We start from the raw sequence: 2,411 nt of genomic DNA on the forward strand, positions 1-2,411 counted from the left end.
TCGGCAGCTCCTACATGGGATTAATGTAGGAGCTGCCGAAGGCTGCGATCTTTTGCTTTTAAGCTTTGACACCACCGAGAGGCGGCAACTTCGCCAGTTTCAGCGCCACCAGCAGCGCAATCAACAACAGCGAACCGATAAAAAGGCCGATCCCGTTCCACCCGCCCATATGCCAGAACACCCCACCCGCCGTCCCGGCAATGCTCGAGCCGGCGTAATAACTGAACAGGTACAACGACGACGCCTGGCCCTTGGCTTTGGTCGCACGACGGCCGATCCAGCTGCTCGCCACCGAGTGCGCGCCAAAGAAGCCGAAGGTGAAGATCAACATGCCGACGATTACCAGCAACAGCGGCGTAAACATCGTCAACGCAAGGCCGGCGAACATCAACGCGATGGTTGCCCACAACACTTTGCGCCGTCCCAGCTTGTCCGCCAACGATCCGATCTTCGCCGAACTGTAGATCCCCGACAGGTACACCACCGACAACAAGCCCACGAACACCTGATCAAGGTTGTACGGCGCCGCCAGCAAGCGATAACCGATGTAGTTGAACAGCGTGACGAACGCGCCCATCAGCACGAACGCTTCAAGAAACAGCAGCGGCAGCCCGGCATCGCGAAAGTGCATGGTGAAACCGTCGAGCAGGCTGCGCGGGTGCAGTGAACGCGAGCGGAAGTTGCGCGACTCCGGGAGGATCTTCCAGAACACCGCTGCCGCAATCATCGCCAACCCACCGATCACCAGCATCGCCGTGTGCCAGCTGACGAAGTCGATCAACACACCGGTGATCAAGCGCCCGCTCATCCCGCCAATCGCGTTGCCGCCGATGTACAAACCCATCGCCAGGCCAATGTGTTGCGGGTGAATTTCTTCACTCAGGTAGGTCATTGCCACCGCCGCAAGTCCGCTCAGCGACAGCCCGATCAGCGCGCGCATGATCAGCACGCCGTGCCAGCTCGGCATCATTGCGCTGGCCATGGTGCACAGCGCCGCCGCAAACAGCGCCGCGACCATCACCGGTTTGCGCCCGATCCGATCGGAAATCGGCCCGGTGATCAGCAGGCCGATGGCAAGCATGCCGGTGGCCACCGAGAGGATCAGGCTGCTCTGCGCCGCATTGATGCCGTACTCGTGGGACAACAGCGGCATCATCGGCTGCACGCAGTAGAGCAGAGCAAATGTCGCGAAGCCGCCGCTGAACAGCGCCAGCACCGTGCGCATGAACATCGGCGTGCCTTTCTCGATGTAGATCTCTTGCAGCTCGGCGACGACATCGTCCGCCGCAGCAGGCGGGACTTCATGGGCTAGGGGCGCGACAGCAGTTTTCACTTCAGACCTCGGGGGGCACGGCCAGGCAGGCGATGAAAAAATCATATAGCTGGCTAATGTTTCTATCCAATATATTGTTCGACCTGTTTGATAGCTTTTACGACCTAATGGGATATCCATGGAATTTCGCCATCTGCGCTACTTCATCGCCGTCGCCGAAGAACTGCACTTCGGCCGGGCCGCACAGGTGCTGGGCATCTCCCAGCCGCCGCTGAGTCAGCAGATTCAGGCGCTGGAACAGGAAGTCGGCGCGCGGCTGTTTGAGCGGACCAATCGTCGGGTAGAGTTGAGCGAGGCTGGCCGATTGTTTCTCGAAGAGGCGCGATTGGTGCTGGCGCAGGTCGATAAAGCGGCGGATGTGGCTCGGCGTGCGCAACTCGGTGAACTGGGTGAGTTGAAGATCGGCTTTACCTCTTCGGCACCGTTCAACTCGACCATTCCGCAGGCAATTTTTGCCTTTCGCCAACGCTTCCCGGCAGTGCACCTGAACCTGCGCGAGATGAGCAGCACGATGGTCGCAGATGCGTTAGTTGATCAGTCGATCGAGGTGGGGATCATGCGTCCGCTGGGGTTACCGGACTCGTTGAGCGTGGTCGAGTTGATGCGCGAGCCACTGGTCGCAGTGCTCGGTTCCAAGCATCCGCTGGCGCAGGGCAGTGAGGAAGGGCTGTTCCTCTCAGCGCTGGCGCTGGAGCCGTTCGTGTTCTTTCCGCGCAGTTACGGCAGCGGTTTGTATGCGCAGTTGTTGAGCCTGGCGCGCGATGCCGGATTCAGTCCGCACTTTGCCCAAGAGGCTGGCGAGGCAATGACCATCATCGGACTGGTCGCGGCGGGGTTGGGAGTATCGGTGCTGCCGGCGTCCTACCAGCGGATGCGCATCGACGGCGTGGTCTATCGACCGTTGCTCGATCCGGAGGCGGTGTCTGCGGTGTGGCTGGTTCAGCGCAAGGATCAGAAATCACCGATGGCCAAGGCGTTTGTTGAACTGCTCACGCGCAAGGTCGAGTCCGCCTAAAAGATCGCAGCCTTCGGCAGTTCCTACATTGATCCCTGTAGGAGCTGCCGAAGGCTGCGATCT

2 protein-coding genes are annotated in these 2,411 nt (G+C 60.2%); one reads left to right on the top strand and one right to left on the bottom strand.

The window, feature by feature from the left end; all coding sequences use genetic code 11:
* Positions 1–58: 58 nt before the first annotated feature.
* A complete protein-coding gene (locus EJA71_RS20195; protein WP_158959350.1) occupies positions 59–1,333 on the bottom strand; it encodes an MFS transporter in 1,275 nt (424 codons plus the stop codon).
* Between the two features lie 118 nt (positions 1,334–1,451).
* On the opposite strand from EJA71_RS20195, the gene EJA71_RS20200 reads away from it, so the two are divergent.
* Positions 1,452–2,348, top strand: a complete 897-nt coding sequence (locus EJA71_RS20200; RefSeq protein ID WP_158959351.1) for a LysR family transcriptional regulator — start codon at positions 1,452–1,454, stop codon at positions 2,346–2,348.
* Positions 2,349–2,411: the final 63 nt, after the last annotated feature.

Origin of the sequence: Pseudomonas sp. PB106, from assembly GCF_009764645.1 — a bacterium.
Classification (GTDB): domain Bacteria; phylum Pseudomonadota; class Gammaproteobacteria; order Pseudomonadales; family Pseudomonadaceae; genus Aquipseudomonas.